General features: G+C 67.1%; 2 protein-coding genes. Both read right to left on the bottom strand.

The window, feature by feature from the left end; genetic code table 11:
• Positions 1-15: 15 nt before the first annotated feature.
• Positions 16-12,405 (bottom strand): non-ribosomal peptide synthetase, encoded by a 12,390-nt coding sequence (locus tag QX071_RS33950; protein ID WP_315729516.1) that lies wholly within the window; start codon positions 12,403-12,405, stop codon positions 16-18.
• The coding region (locus tag QX071_RS33955; RefSeq protein ID WP_315789750.1) for a non-ribosomal peptide synthetase at positions 12,405-17,315 on the bottom strand (4,911 nt) is incomplete at its 5' end. The genes QX071_RS33955 and QX071_RS33950, both read right to left, overlap by 1 nt.

A 17,315-nucleotide genomic window follows, 5' to 3' on the forward strand; every position in this document is an offset into this window, starting at 1 on the left:
CGATCGGCTCCGATCTCAGAGAGTGAGGTGGCCCTGGAGGAGTGGGAAATCAGACAGCGTGAAGCCGCCATCGCTGATTTCGCAGTGCTCGATCAGAGCCTGCAGGTATGCGACAAGACCCGCTGCAAGAGCCTCGATGGTCGATGCGTCGTGAGATGCCGGACTGTAGACCCACTGCAGCTGCAGGCGACCGTCGCGGACGTAGGCGGAGACGTCGATCAGATGCGCCCGCCTGTTGCGCCCGTCCTGTTGGGCGCCGACGTCTTCCGGCGCAAAGCGCAAGGCCCCTGCTCCGCCGCTGCCGTCGAGCTGGCCGAGATAGTTGAAGCTGATCTCGGGGCTGACCTCCGGCACGGCTGCGCCAGCGAGATAGCGCAGCAGGCCGTAGCCGATGCCGCGGTGGGGCACGGCCCGCAGCTGCTCCTTGACCGCCTTCAGCGCCGCGCCGGGATCGGATGCTGCCCCGAGATCGAGCAGCACCGGGAACAGGCTGGTGAACCAGCCCACCGTCCGCGAGACGTCCAGCTCGGCAAACAGCTCCTCGCGGCCATGGCCTTCGAGCGCAACCAAGAGCCGTCGTTGCCCGATCCACTCGGCACAAGCCTCGACCAGCGCCGTCAGCAGCACGTCGTTGATCTGGGTGTGATAGACTCCGGGCACGTCCTGCAGCAGCGCCCGCGTCTGCGCCGCATCCAGCGTCACGCTCACCATGCGCACCGTGTCGGCATGGTTGGTCCCGCCCTCATGGTCGCGCGGCAGACGAGACGCCTCCGCCCAGGGCTGGCCCTGCCAATAGGCCAGCTCGCGCTGTAAGCTCTCCGAGCCGGCATGCACCACCAGCCGTTCGGCCCAGGCCCGGAACGAGGTGGTCTTTGCCGCCAGCCTGACCGGCTCACCTTGCTGCAAGGCCGAGAGAACAGTGGCGAGGTCCTCCAGCAGGATCCGCCACGACACCCCATCCACCACCAGATGATGGACGATCAGCAGCAGCCGCCGGCCCTGGGAGCCGAGATCGAACAGCCCGGCGCAAAGCAAGGGGCCATCGGCCAGATCGAGGCTCGCCTGCAGCCGGTCGGCATGCTTCTTAAGCGCCGCGGGCTGCACCGCCGCGCCAAGCTCGGTGAGATCGATCGGCTCGCAGGCGAGCTGAACGGCAGCCTCGTCCTGCCCATGCAGCTGCCGCCAGCTCTCTCCCTGCCGATGGAAGCGCAGCCGCAGCGCATCGTGATGGCGCAGCAGATGGCTCATTGCCTCGCTCACCAGTCCAGGCGTCACCGCCGCAGCCGCATCCAGCAGCACCGCCTGGTTGAAGTGATGCGGCGCTGCGAGCTCCTGGTCGAAGAACCAGTGCTGGATCGGGCTCAGCGGCACCTCGCCGGTCACCAGCCCCTGCTCGGCCGTGACCGCCGTCGCATGACCGGCGACCGCCGCAAGCGCTGCGATGGTCTGCTGCTCGAACACCTGCCGCGCCGTCAGGCTCAGCCCGGCCCGCTTGGCCCGCGCCACCACCTGGATCGACTGGATCGAGTCGCCGCCGAGTTCAAAGAAGTTGTCGGTGACGGAGACGCGTTCCAGCTTGAGCACCTCGCGCCAGATCGCAGCGAGCGCGGCTTCGGTGGCGTTGCGCGGGGCGATGATCTCGCCCCGGCCCTGCCACTCCGGCGCCGGCAGCGCGTTGCGGTCGAGCTTGCCGTTCGGCGACAATGGCAGCCGGTCCAGCCGGACGATCGCCGACGGCACCATGTGGTCCGGCAGCGTGGCCTGCAGATGCCGCCTCAACGCGTCGGCCTCGCAGCGCGCATCGTCGCGTGTCGTGACGTAGCCGACCAGCCGCCGCTCGCCGCTGTCCTCGCGCACCACCACCGCGGCCTGCTCCACCTCGGCATGGGCCGAGAGCGCCGCCTCGATCTCGCCGAGCTCGATCCGGAAGCCGCGGATCTTGACCTGGTGATCGATGCGGCCGAGGTAATCCAGCGCGCCGTCACTGCGCCAGCGCGCGAGATCCCCGGTGCGGTACAGCCGCTCGCCGGGCGTGAACGGATTCGGCACGAACCGCTCCGCAGTCAGCCCAGGCCGCAGCAGATAGCCGCGGGCAACACCGATGCCGCCGATATGGAGCTCGCCGGCCACCCCGATCGGAACCGGGTTGAGGCGATGATCCAGCACGTAGAGCTGGATGTTGCTGATCGGACGGCCGATCGGCACCTGCGTGGCGGCAGGCTCCAGCCGGCACGCCCACGCGCTGACGTCGACCGCAGCTTCGGTCGGGCCGTAGAGGTTATGCAGCCGGCACGACGGCAGCAGGTCGAGGAAGCGGTTCTGCGTCTCCACCGCCAGCGCCTCGCCGCTGCAGATGGTCGCGCGCAAGGAGCCGCATCGCTTCAGATCCGCAGCCTCCAGGAAGGCCTGCAGCATCGAGGGCACGAAGTGGACGATGCTTACCCTGGCCTGCTCGATCAGCTCGGCCAGATAGGCCGGATCCTGATGGCCGCCGGGCCGGGCGATCACCAGCTCGGCGCCGTGGGCCAAGGGCCAGAAGAACTCCCACACCGAGACGTCGAAGCCGAACGGGGTCTTCTGCAGCACCCGGTCGTCGGGCGTGAGTTGATAGGCCGCCTGCATCCAGGCCAGGCGGTTGACGATGCCGCGATGGGCGTTCATCACCCCCTTCGGCCTGCCGGTCGAGCCCGAGGTGTAGATCACGTAAGCGAGGTTGGCCGGCGTGCAGCTGGTGCTTGGCGCGGTGTCGGGATGGCGCGCGATCTCGGGCCAGTCGGCATCGAGCCGCACCACGCTCGCCGTGCCCGCAGCCAGGCGCTCGACCAGGTTCGCCTGGGTCAGCAGCACCGGCGCCATGGCGTCATCCATCATGTAGGCCAGCCGCTCGGCCGGATAGCTCGGATCGAGCGGCAGATAGGCTCCGCCGGCCTTGAGAATACCAAGCAGCGCGACCACCATCTCCAACGATCGCTCGGCCAGCACGCCGACCACGACGTCGGGGCCGACACCCAGCCCTTGCAGATGATGCGCCAGCTGGTTAGCACGGCGGTCGAGCTCGCCGTAGCTCAAGGTGGCGTCCGCAAAGCGCAGCGCGATTCTGTCAGGCGTGCGCGCCGCCTGGATCGCCAACGGCTCATGCAATAGCCCTTGCGGAGTACCCGCCGCCGTGGCGTTGAATGCGCTGACCACCTGCTGCTGCTCGGCATCGCTCAATAGCGACAGCGCCGAGAGTGGCCGGTCCGCATCGGCCACGATCTCCCCCAGCAGCCGCGCCAGGTGCTGGAGCAAGCGCTCGACCGCGGTTGTCTCGAACCGTTCGCGCTCCGCGATCAGGCGGAACGAGAGCTGCTCGCCGACCGTCACCTGCAGGGTCAGCGGATAATTGGTGCGCTCCAGCGGACGGACCTCGCTGATCCGGATCGTCTCGGCGAGCCCGCCCAGCGCCGACATCTCCGCCGGATAGTTCTCGAACGCCACGATGCTCTCGAACAGCGGCGTCGCAGCCGGCAGCTCGCTCCAGCGCTGCACCTCGGCAAGCGGAGAGTATTGGTAGTCGGTCAGCTCGCTCTGCCGCGCCTGCACCTCACCCAGAAACTCCAGCACGTTTGCCTGCTCCGGCAGCGCCACGCGCAGCGGCAGCGTGTTGATGAACAGCCCGACCGTGCGCTCCACCTCAGGCAACTCGGCCGGACGGCCCGACACCGTAACGCCGAACACGACGTCATTGCTGTCGCCGTAGCGGCCGAGCAGCAGCGCCCAGGCCCCCTGCACCAGCGTGTTGACGGTCAGCCGGTGCCGACGCGCGAAGCTCTCGATCGCGCCAAGCGCGATCTCGCAGGCCTGCTCGGCATAGCGGTCTTGGCTTTGCTCCGTCAGCACCGAGGCCGCAGGACGGCCGAGCCCGAGCGAACTCGGCGTGCCGAAGCCGGCCAGACGCTGCCGCCAATAGGCTTCCGCCGCAGCCATGTCCTGGCGTTGCAGCCAGGCGATGTAGTCGCGGAACGGACGCAGCGGGATCAGCTGCGGCGCCTCGCGCCGGCTCAGGGCCACATAGGCTGCGAACACCTCATCGAGCAGCAGCGGGATCGACCAGCCGTCGAACAGGATGTGATGGCTGTTCCAGAGCAGGCGGTAGTCATTATCCCCGGTCCGGATCAGGCAAAGCCGCAGCAGCGGCGGAGATGCGAAGTCGAAGCCGCGGCTGCGCTCGGCCTGCTGCAAGGCCTCGAACCGCACCTCCTGCTCGGCGGCAGGCAAGCCTCGCCAATCCTCGCGCACGAACGGAAGCTTCGCTGCGCGCAACACCACCTGCAGCGGCACCGCCAGATCCTGGCCGACAAAGGCCGAGCGCAGTACCGCGTGACGGGCCACCACTGTCTGCCAAGCCTGCTCGAACGCATCGCCATCCAGCGCACCTTCCAGCCGGCAGGCCAGCGAGATCACATAGACCGCGCTCTCGGGCGCATAGAGGCTGTGGAACAGCATGCCCTGCTGGGTCGGCGACAACGGATAGATGTCCTCGACCTGCCGTGGGCCGCCGACTGAGGCGACGACGCGGTCAAGCTCGTCCTGGCGCAGTCCGGCCAGCGGGATGTCCGACGGCGTCAGGCCGCCGTCACTCGCCGCGCAGTGCGCGATCAGCGCACGCAAGGCTGCGACATGATCCTCGGCGAGCGCCGTGATCGTGGCGGCCTCATGCAGCTCGGAGCTGTAGAACCACTGCAGCTGCAGGCAGCCGTCGCGGACATGGGCGGAGACGTCGATCAGATGCGCCCGCCGGTTGCGCCCGTCCTGCTGGGCACCGACGTCTTCCGGCGCAAAGCGCAAGGCCCCTGCTCCGCCGCTGCCGTCGAGCTGGCCGAGATAGTTGAAGCTGATCTCGGGGCTGACCTCCGGCACGGCTGCGCCAGCGAGATAGCGCAGCAGGCCATAGCCGATGCCGCGGTGGGGCACGGCCCGCAATTGCTCCTTCACCACCTTCAGCGCCGCGCCGGCATCGGATGTGCCTTCGACCTCGAGCAGCACCGGGAACAGGCTGGTGAACCAGCCTACCGTGCGCGAGACGTCCAGCTCGGCAAACAGCTCCTCGCGGCCATGGCCTTCGAGCGCAACCAACAGCCGTCGTTGTCCGGTCCACTCGGCACAAGCCTCGACCAGCGCCGTCAGCAACACGTCGTTGATCTGGGTGTGATAGACCCCGGGCACGTCCTGCAGCAGCGCCCGCGTCTGCGCCGCATCCAGCGTCACGCTCACCATGCGCACCGTGTCGGCACGGTTGGTCCCGCCGTCATGGTCGCGCGGCAGACGGGACGCCTCCGCCCAGGGCTGGCCCTGCCAATAGGCCAGCTCGCGCTGCAAGCTCTCCGAGCCGGCATGCGCCGCCAGCCGTTCGGCCCAGACCCGGAACGAGGTGGTCTTCGCCGCCAGCCTGACCGGCTCGCCCCGCTGCAGCGTCGAGAGAACAGTGGCGAGGTCCTCCAGCAGGATCCGCCACGACACCCCGTCCACCACCAGATGATGCACGATCAGCAGCAGCCGCATGCCCTGCTCCCCAAGATCGAACAGCGCCGCGCGCAGCAAGGGGCCGTCGGCCAGATCGAGGCTCGCCTGCAGCCGGTCGGCATGCTTCTTCAGCGCCGCGGGCTGCACCGCCGCGCCAAGCTCGGTGAGATCGATCGGCTCGCAGGCGAGCTGAACGGCAGCCTCGTCCTGCCCATGCAGCTGCCGCCAGCTCTCTCCCTGCCGATGGAAGCGCAGCCGCAGCGCATCGTGATGGCGCAGCAGATGGCTCATTGCCTCGCTCACCAGTCCAGGCGTCACCGCCGCAGCCGCATCCAGCAGCACCGCCTGGTTGAAGTGATGCGGCGCTGCGAGCTCCTGGTCGAAGAACCAGTGCTGGATCGGGCTCAGCGGCACCTCGCCGGTCACCAGCCCCTGCTCGGCCGTGACCGCCGTCGCATGACCGGCGACCGCCGCAAGCGCTGCGATGGTCTGCTGCTCGAACACCTGCCGCGCCGTCAGGCTCAGCCCGGCCCGCTTGGCCCGCGCCACCACCTGGATCGACTGGATCGAGTCGCCGCCGAGTTCAAAGAAGTTGTCGGTGACGGAGACGCGTTCCAGCTTGAGCACCTCGCGCCAGATCGCGACGAGCGCTTCTTCCGTGGCGTTGCGCGGCGCGATGATCTCGCCCCGGCCCTGCCACTCCGGCGCCGGCAGCGCGTTGCGGTCGAGCTTGCCGTTCGGCGACAATGGCAGCCGGTCCAGCCGCACGATCGCCGACGGCACCATGTAGTCCGGCAGCATCTGTTGCAATTGGCGGCGCAGCTCGCTGATGTCGGTCGAGGCTTCCGGATCCGCCACCACATAGGCGGCAAGCCGCTTGCCGGCGCCATCCTCGCGTATGACGGCTGCAGCCTGCGCAACGCCGTCCTGCGCCGATAGCGCCGCCTCGATCTCGCCGAGCTCGATGCGGAAGCCACGCAGCTTCACCTGGCTATCCAGCCGCCCCAAGAACTCCAGCTCGCCATCGGCGCGCCAGCGCACCAGGTCTCCGGTGCGGTACAGCCGCTCGCCGGGCGTGAACGGGTTCGGCAGGAAGCGCTCCGCCGTCAGCCCCGGCCGCCGCAGATAGCCGCGCGCGACACCGATGCCGCCGATATGGAGCTCGCCGGCCACCCCGACCGGCACCGGCTGCAGTCGCCGGTCCAGCACATAGCTCCTGGTGTTCGGCAACGGACGGCCGATCGGCGGCCGGCCAGCGCCGTCGCAGCGGAACATGGTGGTGCACACGCTGGCTTCGGTCGGACCATAGGCGTTGAATACCTGCCGCCCCGCCAGCCATGGCCGCAACAGCTCCGCCGAGCAGGCCTCGCCGCCGACGAGCAGCGTCTTCAGATCCTTGAACTCGGCGACAGGCAAGGCGGCCAGCGCCGCCGGCGGCAGCAGCACCGTGCTGATGCGCTGCCGCAGCAGCAGCTCGCGCAACGGCTCGCCCGGCATCAGCTCGTGCTGGGCCGCCAGCACCAGCGCCGCCCCGACCCGCCAGCTCATCACCAGGTCCCACACCGCCGCATCGAAGCTGATCGAGGCGAACTGCAGGATGCGGTCGCTCTCCTCCAGCGGCAGCCGTGCCAGCTGCGCGTCGGCAAGGTTCATGATGCCGCGATGGCTGATCATCACCCCCTTCGGCTTGCCGGTCGAGCCCGAGGTGTAGATCACATAGGCCAGATGATCGGCATCGACACCGCTCATCGGCGCCGTCTCGGGATGCGCGGCAATCGCCTGTCCATCGACATCGAGCCGCACCACGATCGCATCGCTCGCCGGCAGGCGCTGCAGCAGCGCCTCCTGCGTCAGCAGCACCTCAACCTTGGCATCATCCAGCATGTAGGCCAGCCGCTCGGCCGGATAGCGCGGGTCGAGCGGCAGATAGGCCCCGCCCGCCTTGAGGATGCCGAGCACCCCCACCACCATGTCCAGCGAGCGCTCCACACACAGCCCGACGATCACGTCGGGGCCGACGCCCAGCCCGCGCAGATGATGCGCCAGCTGGTTGGCGCAGCGATCGAGCTCGCCATAGCAAAGCTCGTCATCTTCCCAGATCGCCGCAACCGCATCCGGCCGGCGTTCCGCATGCGCGGCGAACAGCTCGTGCAGGCAGACATCCTGCGGGTAGCTCGCCGCGGTGTCGTTCCAGTCCACGATCAGCCGCCGCCGCTCCGCCTCGCTCAGCAGATCGATTTCGGACAATGCTCGGTCCGGCTTGCAGGCAATCTGATCAAGAAGTTGCAAAAAATGACCGATCACACGGTCGATGGTCGCGCGATCGAACAGATCGGTCGCATACTCGAGGGAGCATTCGATGCCGGACGGCACCTCCTGCACATACAGCGTGAGATCGAATTTTGCCGTCTGATGTTCGGCATCGGCTTCAATCCGGCTGACGGCGACACCCGGCAATTCCAGGGAGTCGAACGGCGTGTTCTCGAATGACAGACAGGCCTGGAATAGCGGATGTCGCGACAGGACGCGTTCCGGCTGCAATGCATCGACCAGCTTCCCAAACGGAATGTCCTGGTGTGAATAAGCCCCGAGCGCGGTCTCCTTGATCCGACCGAGAAAATCCCTGAACGTAGGATCTCCGGAGAGTTCGCAGCGCATGACCAGCATGTTGACGAACATTCCGGTCAGGCCTTCCAGCTCCAGCCGAGAACGACCTGCAACCGGAGACCCGACGAGAATATCCTGCTGGCCGCTGTAGCGAGAGAGCAAAAGCGAGAACGCAGCGAGGAACACCATATACAAGGTTGCGTCTTCGCGGCGTGCCAAGGCCATGAGCTGCGCACGCAGCTCACCTGATACGACGAACGGCACTGTCGCGCCCGCAAAGGACTGCACCGGCGGCCGCGGCCGGTCGGTCGGCAACTCCAGCGTCGTCGGAGCACCAGCCAGCTGGCCGCGCCAGTGGTCGACGTAGCGACTGAGAACGTCGCCATCGAGCCAGTTGCGCTGCCACAGCGCATAATCGGCGTATTGAACGGCAAGGTTCGGCAGCGACGCAGTGCGCCCCTCCACTTCGGCGCGATAGAGCAGCCCAAGTTCCCGCAACAATACCCGGAGCGACCACCCATCCGAGATGATGTGGTGCATGTTGACCAGCAGAAGATGCTCGCGTTCGCCGAGCTTGACGAGCATGGCACGGAGCAGCGGCCCTGTGCGAAGATCGAAAGGTTGCCTGGCATGATCGTTGATCAGCCGGCGTGCCTCGATCTGCCGTTCTTCGCGCTCAAGCGCCCCAAGATCGGTGAACCCGATCCGAAACGCCTGCGTCTCGTCGATCACCTGGACGCCGCGGCCATCCACGAGCTCGAAGCGGGTACGCAGGTTCGCATGGCGACGCACGATCTCTGAGAACGCACACTGCAGCGCGGGCCCATCTAACAGACCGTCGAGGCGAAGCGCACCAGCCATATTATAGGCCGCCCCTACATCTTCGACCTGGTCGAGAAACCAGAGCTGCTCCTGGGCATACGACAGCGGAAGAGTCCGGACGCGTGGCCCTGGGACGAGTGCTGGCGCAACCAATCCGGTCTGCTGGCGCTGCGCTTCATCGATCTTCGTCGCCAGCATCCTGATCGTCGGCGCCTCGAACACTGCCCGCAGAGGTATCGCCACCTGGAATACGGCATTCACCCGTCCGATCAGTTGCGCCGCGATCAAGGAGTGGCCGCCGGACGCAAAGAAGTTATCGTCGACACCCAGCTCCGAGAGCTGCAGTACGTCGCACCAGATTGCGGATACGACCTCCTGAACGCCCCCCGTCGGCATCGTGCGCTGATCATTCGACTGAGGCGTCGGCTCCGGCAAGGCGGCACGGTCGACTTTCCCATTCGCTGTCAGCGGCAAGGAGTCCAGCACCACGATGTGCACGGGCACCATGTAGTCCGGAAGCGACCTTTGCAGGTGCTGTCGCAGCGCATCTGTCGAGAGCGTCCGGTCCGGCTTTGCCGCGACGTAGCCGACGAGCTGCTTGCCGGTCGCGGTGTCGCGCGCCAAGACCGCCGCTTGCGCGACGCCGACATGATGCCGTAACGCGGCTTCGATCTCGCTCAGTTCGATGCGGAAGCCACGGATTTTTACCTGGCCGTCACGCCGCATCAGATACTCGATAGCGCCATCGGCAAGGCGGCGCACGATGTCGCCTGTCGCATAGAGCCGGCCACCGGCCCGACCAAACGGATCAGGGATGAAGTTTTCGGCGCTCAGAGCCGGCCGGCCCCAATAGCCGTGGGCGAGGCCGGCGCCACCGACATAGAGTTCACCCGCGACCCCAATCGGGACGGGCTGGAGCGCGGCATCGAGCACGTAGCAGGTGCTGTTGGCGATCGGACGGCCGATCGGAATCGCTCGCGCATCAGCTGGGACGGCCTTGACCTCCATCCACGTGCTGAAGGTTGTGCCCTCAGTAGGTCCATACAAATTCAGCAGTCGCCGCGGCGCGCCGTGCTCGAGCACGGTGCGTACGGCCTGCGGGTCCGCCGCTTCACCGCCGAACAACACATCCCTGACGGACGCGAAGATGTCAGGAGCCTCCTGCGCCAGCCGATTGAACAGCGCCGTGGTCACGAACACACTATCGAGACGTCGCTCCCGCACGGTGGCGGCGAACCGGCTCGGCGAAAGTGCAGTGTCCCGATCAATGATGACGATGCAGCATCCGTTGAGCAGCGCCGCCCACAATTCAAACGTGGCCGCATCAAAGGACGGGCTCGAAAGATGGCTCACCCGATCGCCTGGCGAGAGCGCGATGTAGTCGGCTCCAATGGCCAGACGCGCGATCGCCCGATGCGGCACCGCAATGCCCTTGGGAAGCCCAGTCGAGCCCGATGTATACATTACGTAGGCGACCGCTTCGCCGCCCAGCTCAGCCGACGGCTGCGCATCCGTATAAGGCGCATCGGCCACGCGGAGCGAGGGCAGTTCAGCCGGAGCGCATCCGCCTGGAGCAACGACGACCGCAGCCAAGCCGGCGTCTCTTACCATGAAGGTCAGGCGCTCCTCCGGGTAGCTCGGATCGAGCGGCACGTAGCAGCCACCGGCCTTTAGGATTCCGAGCATGCCCGCGATCAGGCCGGCCGAGCGCTCGCCGGAGAGGCCAACGGCTGCGCCAGGAACGATGCCAAGTCCGCGTAGGCCGGCGGCGATCCCGTTGCTCCAGGCATCGAGCTCGCGATAGCTGATGCGGCGCCCTCCATCATCCACCGCGATTGCATTCGGATAGCGCACGGCTTGGTCGGCAAATATCTCGTGCAGGCTGCGTTCGGCTGGATAGCGCCGTGCAGTGTTGTTCAATTCAACCAAGAGCTCGCGTCGTTCCAATTCGCTCAGCAGCGGGAGATCGCGAATCCGCCAATCCGGATTGGCAGCAATGGCGTCCAGCAGTTGTGCGAAGTGGCACGCCAGGCGCTCGATCGTTGTTTGATCGAACAGCTCGGTCGCATATTCGATCGATACGTCCAGACCTCGCTTCGCGTCGTAAACATGAACAGTCAGATCGAACTTGGCCTGCTTATTCTCGGCAGGGATCGGCGTCAGTTGCAAACCAGGAATGACAAGCCCCTCGAACGGCGCCTGCTGAAGCGCGAACATCACCTGGACCAACGGATGCCGAGCCATGTCGCGGTCCGGCTGAAGCGCTTCGACGAGCCGCTCGAATGGCAGATCCTGATGCGCATAGGCATCGAGCACTGTCGTCTTGACCTGTTGCAGCAGCTCCCTGAAGCTCTGCTGGCCGGAGCAGTTCGCGCGCAGCACCAAGATATTGGCGAAGAAGCCGATCAATCCCTCGAGCTCATGCCGGCGCCGGCCGGCGACCGGCGACCCGACGAGAATGTCGGTCTGACCGCAATAGCGCGACAACAGCAGCTGAAATGCGGATAGCAGCACCATGAACAGAGTGGCATTCTCCTGTCGGGCCAGGCGCTGAACCGCTGTGACAGTCGCCTCCGCGATGGAGATCCGATGATGAGCGCCGGCGAACGTTGGGTCCGGTCGTCGCGAGCGATCGGTCGGCAGATCGAGTTGAGGAGGCGAACCTGCCAGGCGCTCGGTCCAATAGGTGAGCTGGCGCTCGAGCGCGTTGCCTCGGAGCCACTGCCGCTGCCAGAGCGCATAATCAGCATATTGCACCGGTAACGGCTCGAGCGGAGAAGGCTTCCCTGCGCGGAAGGCCTGGTACAGCGCGGTGACCTCTCCGATCAGAACCTCCGACGACCACGCATCCGAGATGATGTGATGCATGGCGAGTAGCAGGAGGTGCTGCTCGGACCCAAGCCGGATCAGCCGGGTGCGGAAGGGTGGCGCCGCGCTGAGATCGAATGGTTCAGCAGCGTGCTCTCGGCTTTGCCGATCCAGCTCAGCGTTCTGCTCCTGCCTGGAAAGATGTGAGAGGTCCAAGACATCGAGCCGATACGACGCCGCAGGATCGACGATCTGAACGGCGCGCCCGCTCACCGTCTCGAACCGGGTCCGCAGCATTTCATGCCGCCAAACGATCTCGCTCAAAGCTTGCTCAAGAGCATTCGCGTCGAGTTCGCCCTCGAGCCGAAGTGCGACGGCGACATGGTAGGAGGAGCCCGCACTGCCGAGTTGCTCAAGAAACCACAGTCGTTCCTGTGCAAAGGACAAGGGCAGCTCGCTCGTACAGCGAGGCACGACCGGCGGCAGCTCGCTGTTCTGCGAGCGGATATCTTCAAGAAACGCGGTGATTTCCTGCTGACGCGCGCGGACCTCATCAATCCGTTCGCGCGTCATCACGCCGCGAGGAGCACGGTAACGTACCTGACCATTTTCAGACCAGATCTGGACGCCGTCGCGCCGCAGCAGGGAGAGCAGGTTTTCAATCATCAGATGATCCCTTCCTCCAGTTCGGCTTCCGCTTCGACGGCAAGCGGTCCGGCATTCGCCCAGCCAAGAACCTCGATCCGGTCGGCAAGCTGGCCAAGCGTCGTCGTCTCGAACATCGCCTTGAGCGGCAGGGCCACCTGCAATTCCCTTTGCACGCGGGCGATGGCGCGCGTCGCCGACAGCGAGTCCCCCCCGAGCTCGAAGAAGTTGTCGGTGACGGAGACACGTTCGCGCTTGAGCACCTCGCGCCAGATCGCAGCGAGCGCGGCTTCGGTGGCGTTGCGCGGGGCGATGATCTCGCCCCGGCCCTGCCACTCCGGCGCCGGCAGCGCGTTGCGGTCGAGCTTGCCGTTCGGCGACAATGGCAGCCGGTCCAGCCGGACGATCGCCGACGGCACCATGTGGTCCGGCAGCGTGGCCTGCAGATGCCGCCTCAACGCGTCGGCCTCGCAGCGCGCATCGTCGCGTGTCGTGACGTAGCCGACCAGCCGCCGCTCGCCGCTGTCCTCGCGCACCACCACCGCGGCCTGCTCCACCTCGGCATGGGCCGAGAGCGCCGCCTCGATCTCGCCGAGCTCGATCCGGAAGCCGCGGATCTTGACCTGGTGATCGATGCGGCCGAGGTAATCCAGCGCGCCGTCACTGCGCCAGCGCGCGAGATCCCCGGTGCGGTACAGCCGCTCGCCGGGCGTGAACGGATTCGGCACGAACCGCTCCGCAGTCAGCCCAGGCCGCAGCAGATAGCCGCGGGCAACACCGATGCCGCCGATATGGAGCTCGCCGGCCACCCCGATCGGAACCGGGTTGAGGCGATGATCCAGCACGTAGAGCTGGATGTTGCTGATCGGACGGCCGATCGGCACCTGCGTGGCGGCAGGCTCCAGCCGGCACGCCCACGCGCTGACGTCGACCGCAGCTTCGGTCGGGCCGTAGAGGTTATGCAGCCGGCACGACGGCAGCAGGTCGAGGAAGCGGTTCTGCGTCTCCACCGCCAGCGCCTCGCCGCTGCAGATGGTCGCGCGCAAGGAGCCGCATCGCTTCAGATCCGCAGCCTCCAGGAAGGCCTGCAGCATCGAGGGCACGAAGTGGACGATGCTTACCCTGGCCTGCTCGATCAGCTCGGCCAGATAGGCCGGATCCTGATGGCCGCCGGGCCGGGCGATCACCAGCTCGGCGCCGTGGGCCAAGGGCCAGAAGAACTCCCACACCGAGACGTCGAAGCCGAACGGGGTCTTCTGCAGCACCCGGTCGTCGGGCGTGAGTTGATAGGCCGCCTGCATCCAGGCCAGGCGGTTGACGATGCCGCGATGGGCGTTCATCACCCCCTTCGGCCTGCCGGTCGAGCCCGAGGTGTAGATCACGTAAGCGAGGTTGGCCGGCGTGCAGCTGGTGCTTGGCGCGGTGTCGGGATGGCGCGCGATCTCGGGCCAGTCGGCATCGAGCCGCACCACGCTCGCCGTGCCCGCAGCCAGGCGCTCGACCAGGTTCGCCTGGGTCAGCAGCACCGGCGCCATGGCGTCATCCATCATGTAGGCCAGCCGCTCGGCCGGATAGCTCGGATCGAGCGGCAGATAGGCTCCGCCGGCCTTGAGAATACCAAGCAGCGCGACCACCATCTCCAACGATCGCTCGGCCAGCACGCCGACCACGACGTCGGGGCCGACACCCAGCCCTTGCAGATGATGCGCCAGCTGGTTAGCACGGCGGTCGAGCTCGCCGTAGCTCAAGGTGGCGTCCGCAAAGCGCAGCGCGATTCTGTCAGGCGTGCGCGCCGCCTGGATCGCCAACGGCTCATGCAATAGCCCTTGCGGAGTACCCGCCGCCGTGGCGTTGAATGCGCTGACCACCTGCTGCTGCTCGGCATCGCTCAATAGCGACAGCGCCGAGAGTGGCCGGTCCGCATCGGCCACGATCTCCCCCAGCAGCCGCGCCAGGTGCTGGAGCAAGCGCTCGACCGCGGTTGTCTCGAACCGTTCGCGCTCCGCGATCAGGCGGAACGAGAGCTGCTCGCCGACCGTCACCTGCAGGGTCAGCGGATAATTGGTGCGCTCCAGCGGACGGACCTCGCTGATCCGGATCGTCTCGGCGAGCCCGCCCAGCGCCGACATCTCCGCCGGATAGTTCTCGAACGCCACGATGCTCTCGAACAGCGGCGTCGCAGCCGGCAGCTCGCTCCAGCGCTGCACCTCGGCAAGCGGAGAGTATTGGTAGTCGGTCAGCTCGCTCTGCCGCGCCTGCACCTCACCCAGAAACTCCAGCACGTTTGCCTGCTCCGGCAGCGCCACGCGCAGCGGCAGCGTGTTGATGAACAGCCCGACCGTGCGCTCCACCTCAGGCAACTCGGCCGGACGGCCCGACACCGTAACGCCGAACACGACGTCATTGCTGTCGCCGTAGCGGCCGAGCAGCAGCGCCCAGGCCCCCTGCACCAGCGTGTTGACGGTCAGCCGGTGCCGACGCGCGAAGCTCTCGATCGCGCCAAGCGCGATCTCGCAGGCCTGCTCGGCATAGCGGTCTTGGCTTTGCTCCGTCAGCACCGAGGCCGCAGGACGGCCGAGCCCGAGCGAACTCGGCGTGCCGAAGCCGGCCAGACGCTGCCGCCAATAGGCTTCCGCCGCAGCCATGTCCTGGCGTTGCAGCCAGGCGATGTAGTCGCGGAACGGACGCAGCGGGATCAGCTGCGGCGCCTCGCGCCGGCTCAGGGCCACATAGGCTGCGAACACCTCATCGAGCAGCAGCGGGATCGACCAGCCGTCGAACAGGATGTGATGGCTGTTCCAGAGCAGGCGGTAGTCATTATCCCCGGTCCGGATCAGGCAAAGCCGCAGCAGCGGCGGAGATGCGAAGTCGAAGCCGCGGCTGCGCTCGGCCTGCTGCAAGGCCTCGAACCGCACCTCCTGCTCGGCGGCAGGCAAGCCTCGCCAATCCTCGCGCACGAACGGAAGCTTCGCTGCGCGCAACACCACCTGCAGCGGCACCGCCAGATCCTGGCCGACAAAGGCCGAGCGCAGTACCGCGTGACGGGCCACCACTGTCTGCCAAGCCTGCTCGAACGCATCGCCATCCAGCGCACCTTCCAGCCGGCAGGCCAGCGAGATCACATAGACCGCGCTCTCGGGCGCATAGAGGCTGTGGAACAGCATGCCCTGCTGGGTCGGCGACAACGGATAGATGTCCTCGACCTGCCGTGGGCCGCCGACTGAGGCGACGACGCGGTCAAGCTCGTCCTGGCGCAGTCCGGCCAGCGGGATGTCCGACGGCGTCAGGCCGCCGTCACTCGCCGCGCAGTGCGCGATCAGCGCACGCAAGGCTGCGACATGATCCTCGGCGAGCGCCGTGATCGTGGCGGCCTCATGCAGCTCGGAGCTGTAGAACCACTGCAGCTGCAGGCAGCCGTCGCGGACATGGGCGGAGACGTCGATCAGATGCGCCCGCCGGTTGCGCCCGTCCTGCTGGGCACCGACGTCTTCCGGCGCAAAGCGCAAGGCCCCTGCTCCGCCGCTGCCGTCGAGCTGGCCGAGATAGTTGAAGCTGATCTCGGGGCTGACCTCCGGCACGGCTGCGCCAGCGAGATAGCGCAGCAGGCCATAGCCGATGCCGCGGTGGGGCACGGCCCGCAATTGCTCCTTCACCACCTTCAGCGCCGCGCCGGCATCGGATGTGCCTTCGACCTCGAGCAGCACCGGGAACAGGCTGGTGAACCAGCCTACCGTGCGCGAGACGTCCAGCTCGGCAAACAGCTCCTCGCGGCCATGGCCTTCGAGCGCAACCAACAGCCGTCGTTGTCCGGTCCACTCGGCACAAGCCTCGACCAGCGCCGTCAGCAACACGTCGTTGATCTGGGTGTGATAGACCCCGGGCACGTCCTGCAGCAGCGCCCGCGTCTGCGCCGCATCCAGCGTCACGCTCACCATGCGCACCGTGTCGGCACGGTTGGTCCCGCCGTCATGGTCGCGCGGCAGACGGGACGCCTCCGCCCAGGGCTGGCCCTGCCAATAGGCCAGCTCGCGCTGCAAGCTCTCCGAGCCGGCATGCGCCGCCAGCCGTTCGGCCCAGACCCGGAACGAGGTGGTCTTCGCCGCCAGCCTGACCGGCTCGCCCCGCTGCAGCGTCGAGAGAACAGTGGCGAGGTCCTCCAGCAGGATCCGCCACGACACCCCGTCCACCACCAGATGATGCACGATCAGCAGCAGCCGCATGCCCTGCTCCCCAAGATCGAACAGCGCCGCGCGCAGCAAGGGGCCGTCGGCCAGATCGAGGCTCGCCTGCAGCCGGTCGGCATGCTTCTTCAGCGCCGCGGGCTGCACCGCCGCGCCAAGCTCGGTGAGATCGATCGGCTCGCAGGCGAGCTGAACGGCAGCCTCGTCCTGCCCATGCAGCTGCCGCCAGCTCTCTCCCTGCCGATGGAAGCGCAGCCGCAGCGCATCGTGATGGCGCAGCAGATGGCTCATTGCCTCGCTCACCAGTCCAGGCGTCACCGCCGCAGCCGCATCCAGCAGCACCGCCTGGTTGAAGTGATGCGGCGCTGCGAGCTCCTGGTCGAAGAACCAGTGCTGGATCGGGCTCAGCGGCACCTCGCCGGTCACCAGCCCCTGCTCGGCCGTGACCGCCGTCGCATGACCGGCGACCGCCGCAAGCGCTGCGATGGTCTGCTGCTCGAACACCTGCCGCGCCGTCAGGCTCAGCCCGGCCCGCTTGGCCCGCGCCACCACCTGGATCGACTGGATCGAGTCGCCGCCGAGTTCAAAGAAGTTGTCGGTGACGGAGACGCGTTCCAGCTTGAGCACCTCGCGCCAGATCGCGACGAGCGCTTCTTCCGTGGCGTTGCGCGGCGCGATGATCTCGCCCCGGCCCTGCCACTCCGGCGCCGGCAGCGCGTTGCGGTCGAGCTTGCCGTTCGGCGACAATGG

Source organism: Bradyrhizobium sp. SZCCHNS1022 (assembly GCF_032484835.1).
Classification (GTDB): domain Bacteria; phylum Pseudomonadota; class Alphaproteobacteria; order Rhizobiales; family Xanthobacteraceae; genus Bradyrhizobium.